The sequence below is a fragment of the Micromonospora sp. DT41 genome (genome assembly GCF_049841715.1).
Lineage (GTDB): Bacteria > Actinomycetota > Actinomycetes > Mycobacteriales > Micromonosporaceae > Micromonospora > Micromonospora profundi.
The window spans coordinates 1-23,479 of the sequence record NZ_JBNCKU010000023.1; the positions used below are offsets into that span (position 1 = coordinate 1).

22 protein-coding genes and 2 tRNA genes are annotated in these 23,479 nt (G+C 70.1%); 9 read left to right on the forward strand and 15 right to left on the reverse strand.

Going from position 1 to position 23,479, the window contains the following annotated elements; genetic code table 11:
- Positions 1 to 634 precede the first annotated feature (634 nt).
- On the forward strand, positions 635 to 859 hold the full coding sequence (locus ACLQ23_RS28770) for a hypothetical protein (RefSeq protein ID WP_355594000.1): 225 nt from the start codon (positions 635 to 637) through the stop codon (positions 857 to 859).
- Between the two features lie 4 nt (positions 860 to 863).
- On the opposite strand, the gene ACLQ23_RS28775 is transcribed toward ACLQ23_RS28770, so the two are convergent.
- Both ACLQ23_RS28775 and ACLQ23_RS28780 read right to left on the reverse strand, forming a co-directional pair.
- Positions 864 to 1,661 carry a carbon-nitrogen hydrolase family protein gene (locus ACLQ23_RS28775; RefSeq protein ID WP_355593998.1) on the reverse strand — a complete coding sequence of 266 codons (798 nt, stop codon included), beginning with the start codon at positions 1,659 to 1,661 and terminating at the stop codon, positions 864 to 866.
- A 39-nt stretch (positions 1,662 to 1,700) separates the two neighbouring features.
- Complete coding sequence (locus tag ACLQ23_RS28780) at positions 1,701 to 2,534, reverse strand: DMT family transporter (protein ID WP_355593996.1); 834 nt, start codon at positions 2,532 to 2,534, stop codon at positions 1,701 to 1,703.
- 41 nt (positions 2,535 to 2,575) lie between these two features.
- Here ACLQ23_RS28780 and ACLQ23_RS28785 point away from each other — a divergent pair, with 41 nt between their 5' ends.
- Entirely contained in the window at positions 2,576 to 3,199 is a 624-nt protein-coding gene (locus ACLQ23_RS28785) for a helix-turn-helix domain-containing protein (protein ID WP_355593994.1), read from the forward strand.
- 25 nt (positions 3,200 to 3,224) lie between these two features.
- Here the strand turns inward: ACLQ23_RS28785 and clpX are convergent, their stop codons facing one another.
- The 5 genes from clpX to ACLQ23_RS28810 form a co-directional block, all read right to left on the reverse strand.
- Positions 3,225 to 4,520 (reverse strand): ATP-dependent Clp protease ATP-binding subunit ClpX, encoded by a 1,296-nt coding sequence (clpX, locus tag ACLQ23_RS28790; RefSeq protein ID WP_053652977.1) that lies wholly within the window; start codon positions 4,518 to 4,520, stop codon positions 3,225 to 3,227.
- A gap of 211 nt (positions 4,521 to 4,731) precedes the next feature.
- Positions 4,732 to 5,394: an ATP-dependent Clp protease proteolytic subunit gene (locus ACLQ23_RS28795; protein WP_053652978.1), complete on the reverse strand. Its 663-nt coding sequence runs from the start codon at positions 5,392 to 5,394 to the stop codon at positions 4,732 to 4,734.
- A 10-nt stretch (positions 5,395 to 5,404) separates the two neighbouring features.
- Positions 5,405 to 6,046: an ATP-dependent Clp protease proteolytic subunit gene (locus ACLQ23_RS28800; RefSeq protein WP_053652979.1), complete on the reverse strand. Its 642-nt coding sequence runs from the start codon at positions 6,044 to 6,046 to the stop codon at positions 5,405 to 5,407.
- A gap of 194 nt (positions 6,047 to 6,240) precedes the next feature.
- Positions 6,241 to 7,587, reverse strand: coding sequence for a trigger factor (gene tig / locus ACLQ23_RS28805; RefSeq protein ID WP_355593991.1), 1,347 nt, complete (start codon positions 7,585 to 7,587; stop codon positions 6,241 to 6,243).
- 117 nt (positions 7,588 to 7,704) lie between these two features.
- Positions 7,705 to 7,778, reverse strand: a tRNA-Pro gene (locus ACLQ23_RS28810).
- 308 nt (positions 7,779 to 8,086) lie between these two features.
- On the opposite strand from ACLQ23_RS28810, the gene ACLQ23_RS28815 reads away from it, so the two are divergent.
- Positions 8,087 to 8,160 (forward strand) — tRNA-Gly (locus ACLQ23_RS28815).
- A 1,263-nt stretch (positions 8,161 to 9,423) separates the two neighbouring features.
- On the opposite strand, the gene ACLQ23_RS28820 is transcribed toward ACLQ23_RS28815, so the two are convergent.
- Positions 9,424 to 10,296 (reverse strand): hypothetical protein, encoded by an 873-nt coding sequence (locus ACLQ23_RS28820; RefSeq protein WP_425881369.1) that lies wholly within the window; start codon positions 10,294 to 10,296, stop codon positions 9,424 to 9,426.
- 142 nt (positions 10,297 to 10,438) lie between these two features.
- Between ACLQ23_RS28820 and ACLQ23_RS28825 the strand changes: the two genes are divergently transcribed.
- The gene (locus ACLQ23_RS28825) at positions 10,439 to 11,131 is read left to right on the forward strand and encodes an SIMPL domain-containing protein (RefSeq protein WP_425881370.1); all 693 of its coding nucleotides are present in this window, start codon (positions 10,439 to 10,441) and stop codon (positions 11,129 to 11,131) included.
- 595 nt (positions 11,132 to 11,726) lie between these two features.
- On the opposite strand, the gene ACLQ23_RS28830 is transcribed toward ACLQ23_RS28825, so the two are convergent.
- Both ACLQ23_RS28830 and ACLQ23_RS28835 read right to left on the reverse strand, forming a co-directional pair.
- Entirely contained in the window at positions 11,727 to 12,173 is a 447-nt protein-coding gene (locus ACLQ23_RS28830) for a hypothetical protein (RefSeq protein WP_425881371.1), read from the reverse strand.
- 107 nt (positions 12,174 to 12,280) lie between these two features.
- The gene (locus ACLQ23_RS28835; protein WP_355593983.1) at positions 12,281 to 12,823 is read right to left on the reverse strand and encodes a hypothetical protein; all 543 of its coding nucleotides are present in this window, start codon (positions 12,821 to 12,823) and stop codon (positions 12,281 to 12,283) included.
- A 123-nt stretch (positions 12,824 to 12,946) separates the two neighbouring features.
- On the opposite strand from ACLQ23_RS28835, the gene ACLQ23_RS28840 reads away from it, so the two are divergent.
- From ACLQ23_RS28840 to ACLQ23_RS28850, 3 genes are all read left to right on the forward strand, one after another.
- The gene (locus ACLQ23_RS28840; RefSeq protein ID WP_425881372.1) at positions 12,947 to 13,582 is read left to right on the forward strand and encodes a hypothetical protein; all 636 of its coding nucleotides are present in this window, start codon (positions 12,947 to 12,949) and stop codon (positions 13,580 to 13,582) included.
- 90 nt (positions 13,583 to 13,672) lie between these two features.
- Positions 13,673 to 15,811 carry a M14 family zinc carboxypeptidase gene (locus ACLQ23_RS28845; RefSeq protein ID WP_425881373.1) on the forward strand — a complete coding sequence of 713 codons (2,139 nt, stop codon included), beginning with the start codon at positions 13,673 to 13,675 and terminating at the stop codon, positions 15,809 to 15,811.
- A gap of 95 nt (positions 15,812 to 15,906) precedes the next feature.
- Positions 15,907 to 16,173 carry a hypothetical protein gene (locus ACLQ23_RS28850; RefSeq protein WP_355593977.1) on the forward strand — a complete coding sequence of 89 codons (267 nt, stop codon included), beginning with the start codon at positions 15,907 to 15,909 and terminating at the stop codon, positions 16,171 to 16,173.
- A 161-nt stretch (positions 16,174 to 16,334) separates the two neighbouring features.
- Here ACLQ23_RS28850 and ACLQ23_RS28855 read toward each other — a convergent pair whose 3' ends face one another.
- A complete protein-coding gene (locus tag ACLQ23_RS28855) occupies positions 16,335 to 16,883 on the reverse strand; it encodes a hypothetical protein (RefSeq protein ID WP_425881374.1) in 549 nt (182 codons plus the stop codon).
- A 138-nt stretch (positions 16,884 to 17,021) separates the two neighbouring features.
- On the opposite strand from ACLQ23_RS28855, the gene ACLQ23_RS28860 reads away from it, so the two are divergent.
- The gene (locus ACLQ23_RS28860; RefSeq protein WP_355593973.1) at positions 17,022 to 17,369 is read left to right on the forward strand and encodes a hypothetical protein; all 348 of its coding nucleotides are present in this window, start codon (positions 17,022 to 17,024) and stop codon (positions 17,367 to 17,369) included.
- Positions 17,370 to 17,420: 51 nt separating this feature from the next.
- Here ACLQ23_RS28860 and ACLQ23_RS28865 read toward each other — a convergent pair whose 3' ends face one another.
- The 4 genes from ACLQ23_RS28865 to ACLQ23_RS28880 form a co-directional block, all read right to left on the reverse strand.
- Positions 17,421 to 17,888: a ribose-5-phosphate isomerase gene (locus ACLQ23_RS28865; protein WP_355593971.1), complete on the reverse strand. Its 468-nt coding sequence runs from the start codon at positions 17,886 to 17,888 to the stop codon at positions 17,421 to 17,423.
- An 88-nt stretch (positions 17,889 to 17,976) separates the two neighbouring features.
- A complete protein-coding gene (locus ACLQ23_RS28870) occupies positions 17,977 to 19,176 on the reverse strand; it encodes a DUF1015 family protein (protein WP_355593969.1) in 1,200 nt (399 codons plus the stop codon).
- Between the two features lie 89 nt (positions 19,177 to 19,265).
- A complete protein-coding gene (locus ACLQ23_RS28875; RefSeq protein ID WP_425881375.1) occupies positions 19,266 to 19,874 on the reverse strand; it encodes a hypothetical protein in 609 nt (202 codons plus the stop codon).
- Positions 19,875 to 20,055: 181 nt separating this feature from the next.
- A complete protein-coding gene (locus ACLQ23_RS28880; protein ID WP_355593965.1) occupies positions 20,056 to 20,682 on the reverse strand; it encodes a disulfide bond formation protein DsbA in 627 nt (208 codons plus the stop codon).
- A 220-nt stretch (positions 20,683 to 20,902) separates the two neighbouring features.
- On the opposite strand from ACLQ23_RS28880, the gene pepN reads away from it, so the two are divergent.
- A complete protein-coding gene (pepN, locus tag ACLQ23_RS28885; RefSeq protein WP_355593963.1) occupies positions 20,903 to 23,452 on the forward strand; it encodes an aminopeptidase N in 2,550 nt (849 codons plus the stop codon).
- Positions 23,453 to 23,479: the final 27 nt, after the last annotated feature.

Consider the following 23,479-nt stretch of genomic DNA (forward strand, 5'->3'; position numbering starts at 1 on the left):
AGTCCGGGGTATAAATCATAATTGGCACTGGCTTTACAAAGCACCCTGTTGAGTTCTCAAAGAACAACCACACACCGACCGGAAACCCGTAGGCTCCCGTTTCGGGGCAACCGCTCAAACTTACTTGGTCGAACTTTCATTGTCAACCTCGTGTCCGAGGCGATCAATTGTGGTTCGTCCGGGACCCACGATGACGCACACCGTACCCGGTGGTCGTTACTGTCGTGGGAAGCCGCAGACCGGCCGATCACCGCTTCGCGGCTCTCCGCCCGGCTCCTGCCGGCTTCAGCACTCTACCCGGTCGGCTTCGCGTCCGCAACCCCGTATCCGGAGTGTTCCGCACCGCCCGAATCTCCAGCCTCGCTCGGCGTTGCCGCCACGAGCCTGGCGCCCGGTCTTGGCCCGTTTGTCCGGCCTCCCCCGTGCAGAGAGAAAGTTACGCGGGCCGTCCCGAGAAGGCAAATCAGGGTTCATCACTGGTTGACCGCAAGACCTCACGACGTCCGGCGCGGGCTCTGCTCTCCACCGAAAGAACACAGGCTCCAACGGACGGCACACAGTGCGGCGTGGGTTCTGGGCCACAGGACCGAGTGGTGCCCGACGCGGAGCGCAACGGCGTGCCAGAGTGTCAGGCATGGATGAACCCGGGCCGGACGCCACGGTGCTCGCCGAGGAAGCGCTGCTCGGCCTCCTTCTGCCGTTCTGGCAGGTGGTGATCGGCACCGTCGTGCTTGTCGTCCTGCTGCTCTCGGTACGACAGCTGGCCCGGCGCGGCAGGTCCCGGATGACCACCGCCCTGTTGGTGACCGGCGGGGTCATCGTCGGTCTCGCGACGATCGGCGTCCTGCTGGAGGGGTGACCGCTCAGAGTCGGCGGTTGGCCAGGCTGGGCAGTTCGGCGCGGATCGTGGCGAGCCTATCGAGATCGAGGTCGGCGAATGCCACTCCGGACCCGTCCGGCAGTTGGGTGAGGACCGTCCCCCAGGGGTCGATCACCATGCTGCGCCCGAAGCAGGTGCGGCCGGGGTCGTGGTCACCGGTCTGACCGGCCGCCGCCACGAAACACTGATTCTCGATCGCCCGCGCCCGCAACAGCACCTCCCAGTGGTCGCGGCCGGTGTGCAGCATGAACGCCGCCGGGACCACGAGCAACTGGGCGCCGCCCTCGCTGGCGAGCTGCCGGTACAGCTCGGGGAAACGCAGGTCGTAGCAGATCGACAGCCCGACCCGGAGCCCTTCGACGTCCACGACGACGGGTTGGGCGCCGGGCGCGACACTCGCGGATTCCAGATAGGAGACGCGTCCGGGGATCTCCACGTCGTACAGATGGATCTTTCGGTAGCTCGCGGCCAGGCTGCCCGTCCGGTCGAAGACCAGCGAGGTGTTGAAGGTGTGCGCCGGGTCCGGGCCGACCTCGTGGAACGAGCCGGCCACCACCCAGATGCCGAGCCGCCGCGCGACCTCGGCGAAGAAGCTGCCCACCTCGCCGTCGACCGGCTCCGGCTCGGGCATCCGCGCGGCGGGGCCGAGATAGTCGACGTACTCCGGGAGGATGGCCAGGTCCGCGCCGCCGGCGGCGGCGCGTTCCAGCAGAACCTCGGCGGCGGCCAGGTTTGCCTTGCGGTCGTCCCGGGCGTTCAGCTGGCAGACTGCGACGCGCATGACCCCAGAGTACGGCCGGGACGGCCGGTACGGACAGCGTCAGATGCTGGCGAGCACCAGGGCCCCGGCGGCGAACCCGAGGCCGGCGACCTGGATCGGCCGCAGGCGCTCCCGGTCGACGGCGAGCGCGAGGAGCACAGTGCTGGCCGGATACAGCGCGGCGATCGCCGCCACGATGCTGAGGTGCCCACGGCCGGCGGCAGCCAGGAATAGCGCGTTGGCGGCGCTGTCGAGCAGGCCGGCGACGGCAGCCCACACCAGCACCCGTCGCCCGAGTCGCAGCCGCACCCCCGTGCCGGCGGCCAGCGCGAGGCCGAACGCGATCGAACTGGCCCGCACTGCCGCCACCGGCCACATGCCGGCGCTCTCGTCGGCCTGGCCCAGCAGTGTGAAGAAGACGCCGAACAGCGCTCCAGCGGCGAGCGCGAGCCCGACCAGCCGTACCGGGACGGCAGCTCCGCCGCCGCGCTCACCCAGGCTGACAAGCGCGATCGCCACCACCGCGAGACCGGCGCCGGTGAGCGCCAGCGCACCTGGGAAGGCCGCGGTGAACAGGCCGGCGACGATCGGCACGACGGCGGCGGTGATCGCGGTGACCGGTGCCACGACGGCCATCATCCCGCCGGCGAGCGCCCGGTACAGCAGCATGACGCCGCCCGCGCCGGCAACGCCGGCGAGCAGGCCCCAGGCGATGTCGCCGACGGTCGGGGTTCCGGGTACGACGAGCACCAGAACGATCAGCAGCGGGACGCTAAGCAGTTGGGAGACCACTGTCACAGCGATCGGGTCGGCCCGGCGGGACGCCTTTCCACCGGAAAAGTCGGCGACGCCGAACGCGACCGCCGACACGGCGGCGAGGACAATGGGCAGCATGCGTCAGTCGTACCATAATAGTGACCGTGAAGGATAGTTTGATGACCGAGGCCGCAGGCCGGGTGGGCGCGGTGACAGCCGCTGTGGCCCGGCAGGTACGTGAGCTACGCGCTGCCCGGGGCTGGTCCTTCGAGGAGTTGGCCGGTCGCTCCGGGGTGAGCAAGGCGATGCTCGTGCAGATCGAGAACGCGCGCACCAATCCGAGCGTGGGCACACTGTGCCGGGTCGCTGACGCGTTCGGCGTCAACATCGCGCGGCTGCTGGAGCCCGACGAGGAACGCGCCGTGAAGATCACCACCGCTGCGGAGGCGCCGGTGCTGTGGCAGGGCGAGCACGGCGGTACCGCCCACCTGCTCAGTGGGCTTGGCGAACCGGACCTTGTCGAGCTCTGGGACTGGAGGCTGGAGCCCGGCGAGGCGCACCGCTCCGCCGACCACTCACGCGGCACCCGCGAGGTGGTGCACGTACTGACCGGCACCGTTGTCGTCCGGGTCGACGGGCAGGACCACACAGTCCAGGCCGGCGAGACGATCGAGTTCCACGCCGACCGGGAGCACGGCTACCGCAACGACGGCGACGAGCCAGCGAAACTGATGATGGTGGTGGTCATCCCGTCGGGCGAGTGGGACCGCCGAACGCGATCACGCCGGCCGCGTCAGGACTGACGCGACCGGCGTGACGCGGGGAGGATCAGGCCGACTTCTCCTCGCGGTCCCGCCGGGCACGACGCCCGGTGAACTCGCGCGGAACGATCGTCGGGTTGACGTTCTCCAGGACGACCTCGCGGGTGATCAGCACCCGGGCGGCGTCGGGGTTGCTCGGCACCTCGTACATCGCGGAGAGAAGCACTTCCTCGATGATGGCCCGCAGGCCACGGGCGCCGGTGCCGCGCAGCATGGCCTGGTCGGCAATCGCCTCCAGGGCCGGCTCGTCGAACTCCAGCTCGACGCCGTCCAACTCGAAGAGGCGTTGGTATTGCCGCACAAGGGCGTTGCGGGGCTCGGTGAGGATCCGCACCAGGGCGCTGCGGTCCAGGCTCCGGACGTTGGTGATCACCGGAAGACGACCGACGAACTCGGGGATCAGCCCGAACTTGAGCATGTCTTCCGGCATGACCTGGCTGAAGATGTCATCGGTCGACCGCTCGGACACCGACCGCAGCCGGGCACCGAAGCCGGTGCCGCCCTGCCCGGTGCGGGACTCGATGATCTGGTCGAGGCCGGCGAACGCGCCACCGCAGATGAACAGCACGTTAGTGGTGTCGATCTGGATGAACTCCTGGTGCGGGTGCTTACGACCGCCCTGCGGCGGGACGTTCGCCACAGTGCCTTCGAGCATCTTGAGCAGTGCCTGCTGCACGCCCTCGCCGGAGACGTCCCGGGTGATCGACGGGTTCTCCGACTTACGGGCGATCTTGTCGACCTCGTCGATGTAGATGATGCCGGTCTCGGCGCGCTTGATGTCGTAGTCAGCGGCCTGGATCAGCTTGAGGAGGATGTTCTCCACGTCCTCGCCGACGTAACCCGCCTCGGTCAGCGCAGTGGCGTCGGCGATGGCGAACGGGACGTTCAACATCCGCGCGAGCGTCTGCGCCAGGTGGGTCTTACCGCAACCCGTCGGGCCGAGTAGCAGGATGTTGGACTTGGCCAGCTCGACGGCATCATTGCCGGAGCCCGGCGCACCGGCCGCCTCAGCCTGGATCCGCTTGTAGTGGTTGTAGACCGCGACGGCGAGCGCCTTCTTCGCCTGGTCCTGCCCCACGACGTAGTTGTCGAGGAACTGGCAGATCTCCATCGGCTTGGGAAGCTCTTCCCACTTCACCTCGCCGGACTCGGCCAGCTCCTCTTCGATGATCTCGTTACAGAGATCGATGCACTCGTCGCAGATGTAGACCCCTGGGCCCGCGATGAGCTTCTTTACCTGCTTCTGCGACTTGCCGCAGAAGGAGCATTTCAGTAGGTCGCCGCCGTCACCGATCCGTGCCACCTACGTTCTCCCTGCACTCATCGGCCGGAGACCCGGCCCTGACCTGCGGACGCTGCGCGCCGCCCGGCTTGGTTCACCTCACCGGCCCAACCGGCGAAGCGGTACGGACCCGACGTTACCCGCTGACGGGGCATTCTCCGACCCCCAAAACGGGTGTGTCAGAGGTCGGCCGGGAACGGGTGCCCCGGCCAACCTCTGACCCGGTGCTGAGTCAGCTGGCCGCGTTGGCAGCCAGCAGGCCCTTCTTACGACTGGTCAGGATGGTGTCGACCAGCCCGTACTCCTTGGACTCCTCGGCCGTCATGATCTTGTCACGGTCGATGTCCTTGCGAACCTGCTCGATCGGGCGGTTGCAGTGGCGGGACAGCATGTCCTCCAGCTGCGTCCGCATCCGCAGGATCTCCCGAGCCTGGATCTCGATGTCCGAGCCCTGCCCGTAGCCGCCCTCGGTGGCCGGCTGGTGGATGATGATCCGCGAGTTCGGAAGAGCCATCCGCTTACCAGCGGTGCCCGCCGACAGCAGCACCGCAGCCGCGCTGGCGGCCTGCCCGAGGCACACCGTGGAGATGTCCGGGCGGACGTACTGCATGGTGTCGTAGATCGCCGTCATGGCCGTGAACGAGCCACCCGGCGAGTTGATGTACATGATGATGTCGCGGTCCGGGTCGGTGCCCTCCAGCGTGAGCAGCTGGGCCATCACGTCGTTTGCCGACGCGTCGTCCACCTGCACACCGAGGAAGATGATCCGGTCCTCGAAGAGCTTGTTGTACGGGTTGGACTCCTTGACCCCGTACGACGTGCGCTCGACGAACGACGGGAGGACGTAACGGTTGTGCACGGCCGCGAACTGGGGCGGCAAGCTCAGATCGGTCATCGTCAGCTCCTCAGCTCAGGGTCCCGGCGCCATCCGGAACCTGAGCGGCCCCGATGATCACCTTGTCGATGAAGCCGTAGTCCATGGCCTCCTGGGCGGTGAACCAACGGTCCCGGTCCGAGTCCGCCTCGATCTGCGACTGGCTCTGGCCGGTGTGGTGCGCGACCCGCTCCTGGAACATGCGCTTCGTGTAGAGCATCTGCTCCGCCTGGATGGCGATGTCGGACGCCGTGCCGCCCAGACCACCGGACGGCTGGTGCATCATGATCCGGGCGTGCGGCAGCGCGTACCGCTTGCCCTTGGTGCCCGCGCAGAGCAGCAGCTGGCCCATCGAGGCAGCCATGCCCATCGCCACGGTCGACACGTCGTTGTCGATGAACTGCATGGTGTCGTAGATCGCCATGCCGGAGTAGACCGAGCCACCCGGCGAGTTGATCCACAGGTTGATGTCGCGGTCCGGGTCCTCCGCGGCGAGCAGCAGCAGCTGCGCGCAGATGCGGTTGGCGACCTGGTCGGTCACCTCGCTGCCCAGGAAGATGATGCGTTCCTTGAGCAACCGGTTGTAGACCGAGTCGTCGAGGTTGCCAATCGAGTCGCCACCGCGGGCATCGATCGCCCGGCGCGACGTCGTTGGGATGTGCATGTCGGTCATGGCAGCCCTTCGCTCTCCGTACCGTCTTTCCCGACACTAACCGCTACCAGAGGCGGCAGAGTCCCGGTCGGGGCACTGTTCGCTCTCAGCGCAGTTGGGTCGGGCGCACCCGCGGCGCGGGCTTCCGGGCGTACCCCGGAATAAGTGTGGCCGCCGTGCACCGCGCAGCGGCGGACGGCGGCCGCACCCGACGATCAGTGCTCGTGGTTGTGCTCCGCCTCGTTGGCTGCGCGCAGCGCGTCCAGGGTGACCTCGTTGCCGGCCGAGTCCTTGATCGTGATCCGCTCCATGACGGCGGCGAGCGCCTTGCCCCGGCGCACGTCACCGAAGACCGCGGCGGCAGCGCCGGAGCGCACCAGCTGGTCGTAGTACTGCTGCGGAGCCATCCCGGCGCGCTGCGCCCGGTGCACGATCTCGTGACCGAACTCGTCGTCGGAGACCTGCACGTCCTCGGCGTCGGCAAGCGTGTCCAGCAGGAGCTGCACCTTGACGCCCTCGGTGGCCGCCTCGGTCAGCTCGGCGTCGATCTGCTCCTCGGTCTTCTCCTCGGCGGCGAGGTACTCCTCCAGGGAGGCGCCGATCCGCTCCAGCTGGTCGACCATGGCCTGCTTGCGGCTGGCGACCTCCTCGCGGATGACACCCTCCGGCGCCGGCACCTCGGCGGCCTCGACCAGCTGCGCCAGCGCCTTGTCCCGGGCGGCGTAGATCTGCTCGACCTGCTTGCCCTGCGTGACCCGGGCCCGCAGGTCGCCGCGCAGCTCCTCGATCGTGTCGAACTCGCTCGCCATCTGGGCGAAGTCGTCGTTCAGCTCCGGCAGCTCCTTCTCCTTGACCGTGCGCACGGTCACCGCCACGTCGGCGTCCCGGCCGGCGAAGTCGCCGCCGACCAACTGGGTGGTGAAGGTGGTGCTGTCGCCGGCAGCGAGGCCGACCACTGCCTCGTCCAGGCCCGGCAGGAGCTGCTTGCTGCCCACCTCGTGGGAGATGTTGCTGGCCTGACCGCCGGGCACGTCCTCACCGTCGACGGTCGCGTTCAGGTCGATCTGCACGTAGTCGCCCTCGGCCGCGGCCCGCTCGACCGTCTTGAGGGTGGCGAACCGCTCCCGCAGGTTCTTCACCTGCTCGTCGATCTCGCTCTCGTCGATCTGCAGCTCGTCGACGGTCACCTCGATGGTGCTCGCGTCGGGCAGGGTGATCTCCGGGCGGACGTCGACCTCGGCCGTGAAGTTCAGCGAGTCACCGTCGTTGAACTCGGTGATCTCGACCTCCGGACGACCAAGCGTCTTCAGGTCGTGCTCCCGCACGGCGGCGAGGATGTTCTCCGGGATGGCGTCCTGGACCGCCTCGTTGAGGACGGTGCCCCGGCCCACCCGCTGGTCGATGACCGCGGTCGGCACCTTGCCCCGGCGGAAGCCCGGAACCTGGACCTGCGAACCGATCTCCCGGTACGCCTTCTTGAGGCTCGGCTCGAGCTCGACGAACGGCACCTCGATGGCGAGCCGCACGCGCGTCGGGCTCAGAGTCTCGACGGTGCTCTTCACAGGCGTACTCCTTGACGGATCTTGGTTTTAGTCTGGGCCTTCGATTGGCCCATCGAGTGTAGGCGAGCCGGCGCGGCCGGCCACTAGCGCCCGGGGCGACCCAGGCGCTGACGACAGTCGGGGTGGCGGGATTTGAACCCACGGCCCCTCGCTCCCAAAGCGAGTGCGCTACCAAGCTGCGCCACACCCCGTGGCGACGTGCAGTCTATGCCGTCGCCGCCCCGCGAGCGGTGCCGGGGCGTCCCCACCGGGACAGATTCCCCAAAAGATCGCGAACCACCCGGGGGCGCGGGGCGCGGGCGCAAGATCCGCGCAACTTCGGGGAAAGTGTGGCCTCGCGGCGCGCGGAGGCCCCTACATCCCTGAAGTTGCGCGGATCTTGGGCGTGGATGGAGACGCGACGCGGCCACCATGCACCGCCGCAACGCGGTGGCGCGGCTGCACGCGGGTCTCAGGCATTGGGTACGCTGTCGGCGCGCCCCGTTTCGGCGGGGTGTGCGCGGGCGTAGCTCAATGGTAGAGCTTCAGTCTTCCAAACTGACGGTGCGGGTTCGATTCCCGTCGCCCGCTCCAATGTCCTCCGGCCCAGGCCAGGGGCGATATCCCCCGATCCTGGGCCGGTCGACCACTCCCCCGCTTCGATCTTGCGGGCCATCCGTGGGCCATTAGCTGTTCTGGCTGCCCTTGCGCCGGACCTGCCGGGCGATCCGCCGGTCCATGGCCACTTGACCGCACGGCCGAAGTTGCCGGATCGCCGCAGCGCGCCCTTGTCGCCGGTGAAGACCAGGGCGTCAGCGGCGGCGGCGGTCAAGGCGGCCCGCAAGCGGGCCGCGCCGGCCCGGCCCCGGCCTGCTGGCGACCTCCGGCCGGCATCGGCCGGGCCGGCTGGCCACACTTGCTACGTCTCGTGAGGATCTTCGAGGTGCGACCTATCATCGAGGTCGACCACCATGGCCCCCAGAAAGCGGGCTCCGCAGCTATCACAGAAGGCTCCCTCTGCGCCGTCAACTACCAGTTGGCCGTCCGTACCTGGGTAGCCGAGGTACCACTGGCCGCGCAGCTTGACCATCAGCTTCGGCCACCGCGGCTCGCAGGAGCACACGGTGTTCTCAGGCTCGTGCGCCCATTCGAACGGAGGCGGCGTGCCTGGTTCGATGATGAAGTTGCCCGGGTAGGTCGCGGAGCATTCGGCGCACCGGGCTGACAGTTCCAAGAGCCTGGTCATCGGACTGCCGTGCTCGGATGGTTGGCACGGCATGACATGACCGTTCATCTCCGTAACGAGAGCCGGCCACCGGGGCCGACAGCGGCACGCGGACTTCTTGGTCCTGACCAGCTTGATCACGCACGCTCCCGCGCTCTGATGTTGAGGCGAGGAGCCTAGCGGGCGGTTAGACCTTCGGGGCTCCGCCCCGAACCCCGGCCTTCCCTCAGAGATCAGCAACGGACGGGGGTAGCGGGATCTCCTCGGTCAGACACCACGAGGGCTGCGCGAGGAGATCCCGCAACCGCGCCGGGAGCATGCCCAGGATGGGCCATCCATGGGCCAGTAACCGGGGCACGTAGCGGTCACGAGCGGGCACGAGACGCAGCTGGGCGACCGCCGGCTCAACCGTGGTCGTTGGCGATCGGCCTTCGTGCCGCTGATCTATCACACGCGGTGTCACATCACGCCGGACGCGCACCCGCGAGCGCCTGGGTCAACGTCGCGCCCGCGGCGGGCGGCGATCCGCGCGCTTGCTGCGGCGGTGCTGGGATCAGGTCTCGCCCCGGCCAGGCTTTCGTGGCCGGCGGCGGCGCTTCCGCAGCGATAGACCGGCCTCCCGCCCGCCCCCGTCATCGCCCGCCCCCGTCATCGCCCGACCCCTGCTCGGCGGCACGCTTGCCATCTCGCTCCTGCCGCGCACGCCGATACGTCAGATAGGCGACGATCGTGGCGCCCAGCGCGGCCATCCCCGACCCTGCACCAACCACAAAGCGGTTCAGCGCGGCCACGATCACGCTGGTGCGGTTCTGGACCGTGTCCGTCACCTCCACGTCAAGGTCGAAGTAGCGGGTGGGGAACAGCGGTACGTTGCTGTCGCCCCTCAGGCTTGTCACGCTGATCTGGAAAATCAGCCGCCCCGGGTTCGCGCCGGCCTGCACCGACCAGCGCCACTCAGCAACATCACCGGGGGCGGCTATGACCTGCTCCGGTGGGCTGCTGGCTCTGACTGTTGCGTCACTGCCGTACCAGGACAGTTCCGCCTGCACTCGGCCGCCGACCGGCACGCTGCCCAACTCCTCCGCCTGAGCTGGACGGGTGGGGTTCTTGGGCGGTTGCTGTGGTGGTTCGAATGGGTTGACGGTGCAGGGGATGTCGCCGGGGGCGCACACGGCGAGGGCGACGGGGAATGATTCACCGACTTCGACCTGCTGTCGCAGGCGGGCGCTGGCGTTGCCGCTGTAGAGGGCGGCCCGGTCGGTGAGGAGGGCGTTCAGGTATTCGCTCTGCTTTGGCTCCGGCGTGGGTTTCGCCGTTGGTGCCCCTGGGTCCAGGCCCTCAGGTCGTTCCGGCGGCACCGGAGCCCCTGGTTCAGGAGAGTCGGCACCCGACAGGGGTATCAGCAGGGTTCCCACCCCACAGCCGACCATTACGATGCCGACGATGGCGGCGACGGTGGCGAGGCGTTTCACGACGTTGACGTCCTGGGTGTTGAGCTCCCCCACGCGAGCCTCCTCGTCGCCGTCGAGTCACGTTGAGTATGAGGTGTCGGGTGACATCCGCGGCCCGCGCGAACCCCATATCGCGTAAGGCCGACATCCCCTGGGGGACGTCGTGTACCTGGCGTCCGCGCAGTCGGTCAGGTGGTTGGCGTACCGGGAGCACGGGGCGGAAGACAGTCTGGTTGGATCGACGTTCATGCAGATGGTGGAACGCCCCTGGGGCATCACCGCGTTCGGTGCGGCGAGCGTGAAGGCGCTACCGAATCTTGTGCGCGTAAGGTTCAAGATCGTACGGCTGGAGCAGACCCCGGCCGCCGCGTTCGAGGCGGCCCGTACAGCCGTGCGGGCCGTGCGCGGCGCACTGCGCGAGCATGGAATAGCCGACGCGGCGGTCGAGGGTTCGCGCCTGGACCTGAAGACAGCCACCGAATACGCGGACGGGTCACGCAGGTTCATCGGCTACCAGTGCCAGGCGGCCTTTGCGGTCCAGTCCGGCGTACTGGACGACGTCGAACCACTGCTGATCGACATCGTCTCGGCGGGTGCCAACGAGATCGAGGGCGTCGACTTCGACGTCACAGGCAAGCGCGAACTGCGGGCCGAGGCTCGGCGCCAGGCAGTGGCGGCGGCCCGGGCAAAGGCCGAGCTGTACGCCGAGGCCGCCAGCGTACGCATCGGTGCGGTCCTGCACATTGAGGACATCGACCCGGAACAGCCGGGCGCTGCCCGCTACCGCGGCCACGCCGAGGCCGCCGCGACGAGCGCCCAGGACCTCGCCCCAGGCCACGTCGTCGTGTCCGCCGCCGTGGTCCTTGGCTATGCCGTAGCTTGTGCCTGACCAAACCCGCAAGCGCGGACGCTCAACATCATGTGCGTGCAGCTGCCGCGAGGCGCGAGATCATCAGGGCTCGGGTTACCCGCCGGCCCGTTTACTTCTCCCCCGCTGCGGATCTTGCCGTGGCGAGCGCGAAGCCGGCAGTCGTGCAGACCCGTCCCGTCGGATGGGCTGACGTGTGCGACGCTCCTGCCGTGCGTACCGTCTTCGTCTTTCCGGAATCGGAGCAGGCTTCCGTCGTCGCTCTGCTCGACCGGTTGTCTCCGGGCCAGAGGAATCCGTGGCTGGTGGACGGGTGCCTGTACGGGGAGCTGACCAGTGCAGGCGAACACCTGTACGCGGACTGGGAGCCGACGGCCGTGCGAGGGCTGAGTCAAGCGTGCGGCCGGCTACCCGGGTGGGCGGTTCAGGTTGATGTCTCGGGCCGGGTCGACGGGACAGCGGAGGTACGCCGTCTGACGTTGGCGCTGCTCGCTCGGGGCGGTTTCGCAATGGACGACTACTCCGACCATCCGTGGACGCGAGAGGAGATCGCCGACGAGTTGTCGGTGGACGGTAGGTGCTTCTTCGACTTCGGCGCGTACCACGAACGGACCAATCAGCGGTCGGACCGGGACGGGTCTGCGGACGTTCCAGGGTCGACACTCTCGCCGAACGGCTCGACCGATCCGTCCCAACCGTTCCAGCCCTGTTGAGTGACCTGCCCGTCAGCGTAGGTGTAGGACCAGGAAGCGCCGTCCTCACCTTCGATGTGGACGGTACCTCGGCGGACGAACGGCGCGATCGCGACGTAGAAGGCCGTGGCCTGGGCCGACCACTTGGGGTCTCCCGCGTCGTCGTGGCCGAACTCGATCCAGTCTCCGTCGCGCGTGATCGACGCTCCGGCGGCCTCGGCCAGGTCGGCCAGTGTGGTGGTTGACGGAGCCGCGTCCGGCGCAAACCAGCCGTCTCGGGCAGCCATCGCCGCCCCGGCCGCGCCGACCGCGGCGGCGTCGTCCGACTGCGAGAGGTGCAGACGGCCCGAGGGCGTCACCAGGTATCCCACGGCGCGCACCCTACAACAGTCGATGCCACCACGCGGGGCATCGACAGGAGCCGAGGCGTGTGCCGGTCAGCGTCCGCCGGAGCGACATCAGTGCCGCCGGGGTCCGGTCATCCGCGGCGTCCCGCACGAGCCGGGTGAGCTCGGCGCGGCCCCGTCGGGGCCAGCCCCGGATCCGGGTCGACGGCCAGCAGCAGGGCGGCACGCAACCGCTCGGGTACGTCCCGGGTGCCGAGCAGCCGGTAGCCCGCGCGCCGCAACTCCACGCGCGACCCGGCGAGCAACTGCCAGGGCAGCTCCGCCGCAAGGGTTGCCGCGACGGGTCGTAGGGCGTTGACGGCCTCGCGGACGACCGACGGTGACGGGTCCGTCAGCAGTGGCGTGAGCTGGTGGGCGTCCACCACGCCGAGTTGGCGGTGGCCGCGTACGGCCGCAGCGCGGATCTTCGCGGCCGGGTGGGTGAGAAGTCCGTCGAGCAGGTGCGCGTCGGACTCCGACGCGGTTTCGCTGAACCCGGCGATCGCACCCGGAGTGGGCTCCGGGTCGCTGATCGACGCCTGGTACCGCGCCCGGGCGTCGATGCCGACGCGGCGAACGGCCTCCCGGGCGATGGCCCGCACCAGCGACGCGGTGTCGTCGAGGCGGGTGGCCACCTCCGCCTGCTCCCCGAGGCGCAGCAGGCCGGTGAGGGGCCGCGTCGCAACCGCTCGTTCGGGCCTTCGATCCCCGCTTCGGGATAGTCACGGCCTTCACCGCGGCCGCCAGCACACCCCCTGTTGCTGCGCCCGCTCATCGTCCATGATCTCGCCATGACTCCCGCTCCGGTCATCAGTCCCGTAGAACTGCGGCCCCGCCGCATCTGGTTCTTCATCGCGGCACTGATTCCCGTTGGTGGCGCGGTGGCCGCCGTCGGGGTGTTGCTGTTCGTCTTTCTTTCCGAAGGTGACCTGGGACAGCCCCTCACGCTCGGCCAGCCTGTCACTGTGCAGCTCTCTGACGAAAAGATGGTGTGGTTCAGGACGGCCGATGGGCGACCTCCTGACGTCGAATGTGCGGCGTCCCCGAAGGACGGCGGGAAAATGGTCGAATTCGGACAGACAAAGGTGCTGGTCGCGGGCGCCAAGGTGGACGACGGCCAGTGGCGCGGCCTGCTCACGCTTCACGCCAGGCCAGCCGGCAGGTACGAGGTGATCTGCACGGCGGCCGGGGCCGGCCCGCAACCGGCCCTCTCGATCGGTGATCCGCCACGCTTCTACGGTCCCCAGGACACCGCTATGGGCAGCCTTGCGGCATTAGGTGTGACCAGCACCGGTGTGGTCGCTGGCCTGGTGCTGGCGGTGGTCGTGGCGGTCCGACGCGGCATGCACCGCGCCCGCCTCCACCCGCAGCCCACCGCCGCACAGGGCGGTTGACCCGCTGCGGGTGCCCCCAGATCACTTGACAGGTGTCGATCCGTGCACTGGTGTGAGGAACAGTGACATCGACGTCCGTCAGGAGGGCACATGATCGTCCGACGACGGTGGACAGCTGCCGCCACCACAGCGATCCTGATCAGCGCGGCACTGTCCCACCCCGGTCCGGCCACCGCGGCACCCACCGCGCCCGCACCCATCACCCTGACCACCACCGAAACCGCTCTGGTACGGGTGCAGCTGCGCGATCAGGCTCAACTCGACCGGCTGGTCGCCAGCGGCGCGGACCTCGCCAACCGGCCCAGGGCCCGCGACGGGCGGATCCTCGCCGACCTGGTGCTCACCGGCGCGCAGCTCGCCGACCTGACCGCACAGGGCGCGACAGCCGTGCAGATCGTGCAGCGCGCCGGGGACGGCAGTCGGCACTTCGCCGACAGCGTCCGCGCGGCACAGGCCCGCACCGCCGCCGGGCTGCGCGCACCGTCGGCCACCGCGGGCGAGCGGACCACCGCCGCCGCCGTCGACACCCTCCAGGTACAGCAGGCGTACTGGTGGACGACCGGTGGTCAGACGTTCCTGCAGGCCCAGGTGGCCACCACAGCCACCGACGACCCGGACGTGGAGATCACCGTCAGTTGGCGGACGGCCGACGGCGCCACCGGGTCGTTTCCGCTCTACCGGTTCGAGGACTCGGGTGAGTACCAGTACCACTACAACCTCCCCCAGCCGGTGCCGAGCCGCCCGGTCCAGTTGACCGCCACCTCCAGCCTCGGCGGGGTCAGCCGGATGGTCACTCCGGCGCTCTGGCCGAACGCCACCCCGCCGCCGCTGCCCGCCGGCTACCAGAAGGACTTCATCGACGCGTACCTGACGCCTGTGGACATCCAGGCGCGGATCAAGCGGCTGGCCCGCCAGTACCGGGACCTGGTGGACGTCATCGACCTGCCGAACAAGACCCAGGGCTACCGGCGCACCGCCGCCGCGTACCTCGGTGACCCGGCGGTCGCCGCCGTGGTCGTCGAGTCGGTCCGCTTCGGCGACCAGAACATGAACGGCGTGCAGGTGCGGACCGTCGACCCGGGCCGGCGGAACCGGCCGCTGACGGTCGGCTACCGCGACCGGGTCCTCACGGTCTCACTCGCCACCGATACCGCCGGCAAGACGGTGAGCACCACCGACGAGGTCGCTGCGGCGATCAACGCCCGGCAACCGAACCGGTTCCGGGCCACCGTCGAGGACGGCTCGGCCGGGCTGCCCATGCCGGTCGCCGGCCCCGCCCGGCTCGACGACGGCCTCCAGGGCACCGAGGTGCCGGCGAAGCCGTGGACGGTGCAGGCGCTGCGCCTCGGCGTACACCGGGACGGCTCCCGGGTCGGCGTGCTCGCGTACTCCCAGGAACACGCCCGGGAGTGGGCCACGCCGCTTGTGACGCTTGAGTTCGCCGAGCGGATGCTTGCCAACTACCGCACCGACCCGGCGACCCGTGAACTGCTGGAACAGGTGGACATCTTCGTCATCCCGACCGTCAACCCGGATGGCGCGAACTACTCGTTCAACGACTACAACTTCCAGCGCAAGAACCTGGTCAACCACTGCACCGGGCCGGCGCGCGACCCGAAGAACCGCAACTCGTGGGGCGTCGACCTCAACCGCAACTACACGGTCGGGTCGTACTTCGACGGGTACGTGGGCGCCAGCGCCAACTGCCTGTCCGGCACCTACGCCGGCACGGCTGAGCTGTCCGAGGCCGAGAGCAGCAACGTCATCGCGCTCGCCAAGGCCCACACCAACATCAAGTTCGCGATGAACGTGCACTCCTACGGCGGGTACTTCATGTGGCCGCCGGGGGCGTACCGGGCCGACGGGCGGATCACACTTCCCCGGCCGTCGATCGACGAGTCGACGCTGTTCCTCAACAGCGCCCGACGGATCGTCGGTGCCATCGCGCAGGAACGCGGCACCGTGACCTGGCCGTCGCAGACCGGCCCGGTCGCCGACGTGCTCTACTCCGCCGCCGGCAACTCCGCCGACCAGCTCTACTACGAGCTGGGCATCTTCGCCTGGGACTTCGAGGTCGGCAACGACAGGTGGAACCCGACGACAGGCGAGTGGGAGGGCGTCGGCTTCCAGCCGCCGTTCGACGAGGCACACGGCGAATCCCAGGAGTACGCCGGCGGGCTTGTCGAGCTGGTCCGGGTGGCCCGCGACTACGCAGCCGCCCAGGGCTGAGCCTCAGTCGGTGCCGCGTCCGACAGTGGGCGCGGCACCGCCTGGTGGCATTTCGGCTGTTTCCGGCTGGTTGCCGTCGGGTACGGCCTGTCCTCATGGAGACGAAGAGCACCGCACACCTGATCGGCGGCCCCCGGGACGGCAGCACCCACGACACCGGTGGAGACGCCCTCGTAGAGATCGAAATCGACGGCATGATGCACCGCTACATCCGGACCACCAAGCAGCACGACGACGGTGGGCCGCTCTACAACTACGACGGGATGGTCGCGCCCGACGGCGGCGAGCCCGGCGTCGAGGACCCGGCCGCCCGGGTCGTCTCGCCCCGCGCCGACGCCGAGGGGCACGGCGGCAGCCACTGACCGACGGCAGCCACTGACCGACACATCGACGGCACCAATCGGACCGGCCGGCCACGGATGAACCGTGGCCGGCCGGGTAAGCAGCCGCACTGCCTGGTGGGGAGACGACCGGTGTCGCGCGGGCGGGCGGCGAGAGCCCGCCCGCCCGGGCGTACGCCGGATCAGGTGTTCGTGGAGATCCAGTTCCAGGCGGAGACGACCCACTCGGTCTGCTGGAGCCACGCCACGCCAAGACCGACGAGGAAGACGGCGGTCGCCAGATGGGCACCCCGAGCGGTACGCCGGACCCGTCCGAGCTGCCGCTCCAGCACGATCCGGCCGATCAACCGGAACAGCGCGAACAGGCCGACAGCCACCAGCAGGCTCAACACCAGCACCAGCAGCGGGCCCGACAGGTCACCCTGACCGGAGAGCGCCCAGATCCCCCAGCAGACGAACGCGAACAGGCCACCCGCCGCGCTCCACTCGCCGCCGCGACGTAGCTGCGCCAGCCGCCAGCTCAACGGCCGGCGCGGTGCCTGCTCACCCGGCCAGCCCGTCCCGGTCGGCTCCTGCCCGACAACCGGGAACGGCACGGTACGCGGGTTGGCGGGCTGACCCACCGGCGCCACACCACGGCGGAAACCGTCCCGCTGTGGCGGCACACCGACGCCGGCCTGCGGTGGCACCTCCACGGTTCGCTCCGCCCACGGCTGCGTCTGGTCTGCCATCTTGTCCTCCCCCTGACCGGCGGCACCAACACCGCCTGAACCCGAGGGTAGCCAGCCGGCAAATCGGTCGCCGAATCCCGTACGTCGCGGACCGGCACCAGGTGTCGGATACGCCTCCGGCCGGGGTACGGTCGACTGATGGGTGACCCGGACCGACGCAGGCGACGGCTGCGGCACCAGATCGCCCCCGACCCGGCCGGGCCGGGCGTCGACGGCTCGACGGTCAGCACGGCCGGTGTGCACGACGGCGTGGATTCGCCACCGCCACCGCGCCGCCGCAACGGCAACGGTGACGAGCGTGACGGGGAGCGGGGCCTGCGCGGGCTGGTCGGCTCCGGCTCGTCCCAGGTGGGGCTGAGCGCCGCGCTGCGGGCCCGGGACGCGGCACGGCCCACCGACGCCGACCTCGCCGAGGCGGAAGCCCGGGTGGTGGTCGTGCGGCGGAACTGGGTGCCCCGCGAGGACCTCCCCCGCGCGCCACGCTGACCGCGCCGAGCCGGTCAGCGCAGGCACGGTCAGCGGTAGCCCGCGAGCAGGTCAGGGCAGGTCGGGCAGCTGCCGGGTCCGCTCGTACTCGCCGACCTGGTCGATACGCCGTGCGTGCCGCTCGTTGCCGGAGAACGGGGTGTTCAGGAACGCCTCGACGATGGCGGTGGCCTCGTCCAGGGTGTGCTGGCGGGCACCGACGGCTACCACGTTCGCGTTGTTGTGCTGGCGGGCCAACTCCGCGGTCTCGACGCTCCAGGCCAGTGCGGCGCGTACGCCCGCGATCTTGTTCGCGGCGATCTGCTCACCGTTGCCGGACCCGCCGATGACAACGCCGAGAGAATTCTCGTCGGCCACCACCCGGTCGCCGGTGTGCAGGCAGAAGGTCGGGTAGTCGTCGTCGGGATCGTAGTTGTGCGGGCCGACGTCGACCACGTCGTACCCCTGCTTGGCCAAGTAGTTGGCCAGGTGCACCTTCAACTCGAAACCGGCGTGATCGGATCCCAGGTAGACGCGCATACCGCGCAGTCTGTCAGGCCGGTGTCGGGGACGCCGCATGGGCGGCGTCCCCGAGCCGGGTATGTCACACGGGTGCGCGGGTCACCGCTCAGTGCGGCAGCTCCGCGACCACCAGACCGCCGCGCGCCTTCGGGGTGAACCAGGTGCTCTTGCGGGGCATCTTCTCCCGGGCCAGGTTCACCGCGACGAAGTCCTCCACCGTCACCGGTGCGATCAGGATGGCCAGCTCGGCCCGGCCGGCGTCGACCTCACCGGTGAGCCAGCTCGCCGGGTAGTCACCGCCGACGTAGGTGATCCGCTTGTCGCCCGGCTCCAGCCCCAACGCGTCGCGCAGCAGCAGTCGCTCGACCTGGGCGTGGTCCAGGTTCTCCAGCCGGTCGGCGGCGGTGGCGGGCAGCCGCACCGCGTACCCCTGGCCCGCGAGCCGGAGATGGACGGTGCCGCCGGCCGCCGGGACCTCGACCGGGCCGTCGATCGGCTCGACCTCCGCGCCGGCTGCGCGCAGCCGGTCGAGCAGCTCGGCGGAGGTGGTGGTCAGCTCGCTGACCAGGCGGTTGTATGGCTGGATGGCCACCGACGCGGGGGTGGTCACCACGGCCAGGAAGCGCGGCAGCCCACCGGTCTGGGCGGCCAGGCTGCGGTGGTTGCCGTCGGCGACGACAAGTTCGCCCCCGCCGGCGAGGGCGGTGAGCGTGTCCTGCTCCGGCCCAGGGCCGATCAGCCAGATGGCGTGGGTGCGCCCCGCCTGGTCGGTGTCCGTCGCGGCGGGCACGCCGGCCGTCTCGGTCGCCGCCGCGAGCGCGGTGTGCAGCTCGTCGCCGCTTCCGGTCTGCAACAGGAGTACGGGTGAGAGCAGGTGACCGAGCGCCTCGGCAAGCGCCACCCGCTCGCGCACCTTCGCGATGAAGACGTCCTCGTTGCGGATGACCAGGCCCGGCTCGTCGGCCCGGGTGGAGATCTGGTCGGTGTCCACCATCGCGAACAGCCCGTACGCCGGGGCCTCGTCGGGGGCGCTGATCCGGTACAGCACCACCACCTGCTCGGCGGGGGTGTAGCTGCCGTCGGCCTTGGCCTCGGCGAGGCGGGCCACCGAGTCCGGCAGCGCGTCGAGGAAGGACTTGCCCAGGCTGCCCGGCGCCCGGTGCGGCATTTCGATGCCGAGGGCACTGTGCGGGTTCGCCTCGATGATCGAGGTGATCTCCGCGTCGTCAGCGAACTCGTCATAGTTCTGCGCGCCGGTGCCGCCAGTGGTGATCCAGGCCCGGGCGATCGGATGCACGACCGTCATGTCCACTGACGCTACCGGCGCTGGCGGCACCACCGGCGGGGACCCGCGCGGCGTCCACCAGATGAAAGTGCTGTACCGGGCTTGCGAGGTCAGCCGGCGCGACCGGACGCGCCGTTGTGCCGGCGGTGCCGGCCGGCGACGACCGGACCGCCGTTGTTGCCTCGCCGGCCGGTCCCGACCGGGCCGCCGATCGCGTTGCGGCGGGGCGACGCGGGCGGCCCCGGCACGGGACGCTCGGGCGGCGGCGCCGGAACCGGCCGCGGGCTCAACGGCGGTGTCGGCACGGGACGCGGAGCGGTGGGCGCAGGCGGAGGCGGGGCCGGCTCAGCCGGAGCAGCCGCCGCCACGGGCACGACGGGCGCGGGCACGGCGGCCGGCACGGGTGCCGGGGGCGGCACGGGCGCAACGGCCGACACGAGCTCGGCGGCCGACGTGGTCGACACCACCAGCGCGCTGCCGGACGGCGCGACGGGTGCGCTCCCGGTGGGCGGGGTGGGCGGGGTCAGGCGGGAGGTGACCGGCACCCGGGCCACGCCGACCACGATGGGCGGCGCGAGCAGGTCCACGAGGTGGGCCGGAAGGTCGGGCCGGACCACCGGCCAGCGGGAGTCGTCGACCGACCAGTACGCCGGGTCGGGAGTCTCGATCACCCCCTGTCGGGTCAACTGATCGTCACCGGTCGCACGGTGCTTCGCCATCGGGATTGCCTCCACGAGCTGCGGTGTGCGGCCCTGCGGGTCGCTGCGGCGGACACCGAGGGAAACGACGCCGCCCGCCTACCGGTGACGCCGTGACCGCGAGGCGTACCCGTCGTCCGGCGCGGCACGCCCCCGCCAGGGCAACCGAGGCTGACCGGGCGGGGGCGCGGGTAGGCGTGGATCAGTCGAAGATCGGGCCCTCCTCGCGGGTGCGCTTGAGCTCGTAGAAGCCGGGAGTGCCGGCGACCAGCAGCACGCCGTCCCAGAGCCGACCGGCCGCCTCGCCCTTCGGCGCCGGCGTGATCACCGGGCCGAAGAACGCGACAGGAGAGCCGTCGGGGCCGGGCGCGTGGACGACCGGGGTGCCCACGTCCTGGCCGACCGGACGCATACCGGCCTCGTGGCTGGCCCGCAGCGCCTCGTCGTACTCGGTGCTGTCGGCCGCCGCGGCCAGCGCCGGGTCCAGGCCGGCGTCGGTGAGCGCGGCGACGTACAGGTCGTGGCCCCGCTCCTCCCCGCCGAGGTGGATCCGGGTGCCGAGCGCGGTGTAGAGCGGGCGCAGGGCGTCGTTGCCGTACCGCTGCTCGGCGGCGATGCAGACCCGCACCGGCCCCCACGCGGTCTTCAGGAACTCCCTGTACTCCTCGGGCAGTTCGTCCCGGCCGTCGTTGAGTACGGCCAGGCTCATCACGTGGAAACGAATGTCCACGTCTCGGACCTGCTCGACTTCGAGCAGCCAGCGGGACGTGATCCACGCCCACGGGCAGGCCGGGTCGAACCACATGTCGGCGGTGACACGATCGGTCACGGTGAGTCCCTTCATGACGGTGGCGTCAGGTGTGCGACGCCGCACCCTCGATCCTCACCCCGCAGCCCATCGACCGGCACCTGAGTGAGAGCGTGACCTCGGCCACCGCGGGCTGCCCGTACGTGGAAGACTCGGGGCCGGGCCGGCGCCACAAGTGGTCGGCAGACGGGCGCCGCCGGGCGTACGGCGAAATGTGGGATGGAGACGAACAGTGCCGGGAGTGCGCAACCTGACGCAGGTGGAGGCGACCGAGCGGGCCAGCCTGCTCGACGTGATCGGGTACGACATCAGTCTGGACCTGTCAACCGCCGTGCTGGCGGCCGAAGGCCGCACGTTCCGGTCGACAACCGAGGTCCGGTTCGGCTGTACCGAGCCGGGGGCGAGCACGTTCATCGAGCTGGCCGCCGAGTCGGTGCGATCCGCCACCCTGAACGGCGCTCCCGTCGACCTGTCCGACTGGTCGGCCGAGAAGGGCCTGACGCTGTCCGGCCTGGCCAGTGAGAACGTCCTGGTCGTCGACGCGGACTTCGCCTACTCCAACAGCGGCCAGGGGCTGCACCGCACTGTCGACCCGGTCGACGGCGAGACGTACCTCTACAGCCAGTTCGAGACGGCCGACGCACAGAAGGTGTTCGCCTGCTTCGACCAGCCCGACCTGAAGAGCGTCTACACCTGGCACGCCACGGTCCCGGCGCACTGGCGGGCCGTGTCCAACATGCCAGTGCAGCGCGAGGAGCCGGCGGGTGAAGGGCTCAAGACGCTGCACTTCGCCGAGTCGCCCCGGATGAGCACCTACATCACGGCGATGTGCGCCGGGCCGTACCACGAGGTGCGCGACACCCACGACGGCATCGACCTGGGTGCGTTCTGCCGGGCGTCGATGGCGCAGCACATGGACACCGACGACCTGTTCCTGATCACCAAGCAGGGCTTCGACTTCTTCCACGAGAAGTTCGGTGTGCGCTACCCGCTGCCGAAGTACGACCAGCTGTGGGTGCCCGACTTCAACGCCGGCGCGATGGAGAACTTCGGCTGCGTGACGCACGCCGAGTCGCACTACCTGTTCCGCTCGCAGGTCACCGACTTCGAGTACGAGCAGCGGGCCAACACGATCCTGCACGAGATGGCCCACATGTGGTTCGGTGACCTGGTCACCATGCGCTGGTGGAACGACCTGTGGCTCAACGAGTCGTTCGCCGAGTGGGCCAGCCACTGGTGCAACACCCACGCCACCCGGTTCACCGAGGCGTGGACGACGTTCCTGTCCATCCGGAAGAACTGGGGCTACCGGCAGGACCAGCTCTCCTCCACCCACCCGGTCTACACCGAGATGCCGGACATGGAGGCCGTCGAGGTCAACTTCGACGGCATCACCTACGCCAAGGGCGCGAGCGTGCTCAAGCAGCTCGTCGCGTACGTGGGTGAGGAGCCGTTCGTGGCCGGGCTGCGGGCGTACTTCGCGAAGTACGCGTGGGGCAACGCCACATTCGACGACCTGCTCACCGAGCTGGAGGCGGCCTCGGGGCGGGAGCTGCGCAAGTTCGCGGCACAGTGGCTGGAGACCGCGCAGGTGAACACGCTGCGGCCGGAGCTGACGATCGGCGCGGACGGCACGTACGAGCAGGTGGTGGTCCGGCAGGAGGCGCCGGCGGCGTACCCGACGCTGCGTACGCACCGGATCGGCGTGGGCCTGTACGACCTGACCGACGGCCGGCTGGTGCGCCGCGAGCGGTACGAGGTCGACGTGACCGGCGAGCGGACCGACCTCGCCGAGCTGCGCGGTGTGCGGGCGGCCGACGTGCTGCTGCTCAACGACGACGACCTGAGCTACACCAAGCTGCGCCTGGACGACCGGTCGATGTCGACTGTGGTGCAGCACATCGGCGGCTTCGACTCGTCGCTGGCGCGTGCGCTGTGCTGGACCGCCGCGTGGGACATGACCCGTGACGCCGAGCTGGCCGCCCGCGACTACGTGGCGCTGGTGTTGGCGGGGCTGCCCGCGGAGACCGACATCAACCTGGTCACCGCCACACTGCGTCAGGCCACCACCGCACTCACCCTGTACGCCGACCCGGCGTGGGCGCCGACCGGCTGGGCCGACCTGGCCCGCACGGCAAAGGACGCGCTCGCCGCTGCCGAGGTGGGCAGCGGCTTCCAGCTGGCCTGGGCTCGGGGGTACGCGTCGGCGGCCCGCTCCGACGAGGACCTGGCGACGCTGCGCGGCTGGCTGGACGGCTCCGGCGCACCCGAAGGGCTGACCGTGGACACGGAGTTGCGCTGGGCGGTTCTCGGCGCGCTCGTGGCCAACGGCGCGGCCGGCCCGGCCGAGATCGAGGCGGAGCTGGCCGGTGACCGCACCGCAAGTGGCGAGCGGGAGGCCGCGTACGTGCACGCGCTGGTGTCCACCGCCGCCAACAAGGCGGCCGTGTGGGATCTGCTGACCGGCCCGGAGGCGCTGCCGAACTGGCGGCACCGGGCGCTGTTGCAGGGCTTCGCCCACCCGACGCAGGTGGAGCTGGTCACCCCTTACCGGGAGCGCTACTTCGCGGCGGTGGGTCAGGTGTGGGCAACTCGGGACAGCGAGCCGGCGCAGGAGTTCGCCCAGTTGGCGTACCCGACCTACCTGGTGGACGACGACACGGTGGCGGCCACCGACGCGTGGCTGGCCGAGGACGGGCACCCCGCTCCGCTGCGCCGCCTTGTCGCCGAGGGCCGCGACGGTGTGGTGCGGGCGCTCAAGGCACGCGCGAAGGACGCCCAGGGCGCCTGACCGCTACTACCGTCGGGGGTCGGCGTG